General features: G+C 73.0%; 1 protein-coding gene and 1 pseudogene. Both read left to right on the top strand.

What is annotated here, in order from left to right; translation table 11 throughout:
* The coding region (locus tag ACNAW0_RS30540; RefSeq protein WP_416291507.1) for a hypothetical protein at nt 1–319 on the top strand (319 nt) is incomplete at its 5' end.
* Between the two features lie 3 nt (nt 320–322).
* Nucleotides 323–703 (top strand): annotated as a pseudogene (locus tag ACNAW0_RS30535) (cell division protein FtsK); the annotation flags it as partial.

Below are 703 nucleotides of genomic sequence, written 5' to 3'. Positions count from 1 at the left end.
CGCCGACGCGGTCCGCGTCGCCGCCCTGGTCGAGATCTCCGCCGCCGCCGCAGCTTTGGCCCGGACGGTGGTGAAGCTGCGCCACCTCGATTCCGACTTGATCGCCCCGCACGTGAGCGATCGCGTCGACCTGCGCGCCGTGCTCGGCCGGGGCCAGTGGCTGCCAACCATGACTCGCCACGTCCCCGCCCCGGAGTCGGGGCCGGTCGACCTGGCCGCGCTGATGCCGGCCCGCCCCGTGCGTCGCCGGGTGGTCCGCCGTCGTCCCGGCTCGCCGGGGCAGGCATCGCTGTTCGCCGCCACAGTAGGGGAGGGCTGACCGATGCCCCTGGTGAACGTGATCCGGGGGGAGCGGATCGACTCGGCACCGATCAACGTCCGCACCCCGTTCATCCGCATCCCGATGTGGCTGGCCCTGACCTGGTGGACATTGAAGGGCCTCGTCCGCCTGCTCGTGCTCGTGGTCCGCTTCTGGTACGTCACCGCCCCGGCGGCGTTCTTCGGCTGGCTGTACCTGCGGTACGGGTGGGCTGGCCCGGTCGGGTTCGTCGCCTCCCTCGCTGCTGTCGTCGCCGGCTGGGCCTTCGGCCACCGGCCCTCGTTCCTGCGCTTCGGCTGGTGGCCGGTGCTGTCCCGGTACCGGCGGATCGTCTACCGCCAGCGCTGGCACGCCGCGATGGCCACCGCCAAACTCGCGGTGCCC

The organism is Micromonospora sp. SL1-18 (assembly GCF_047921505.1).
Lineage (GTDB): Bacteria > Actinomycetota > Actinomycetes > Mycobacteriales > Micromonosporaceae > Micromonospora.
Note: the sequence above shows the minus strand (reverse complement) of the source record. Positions and strands in the feature narration are given on the sequence as shown.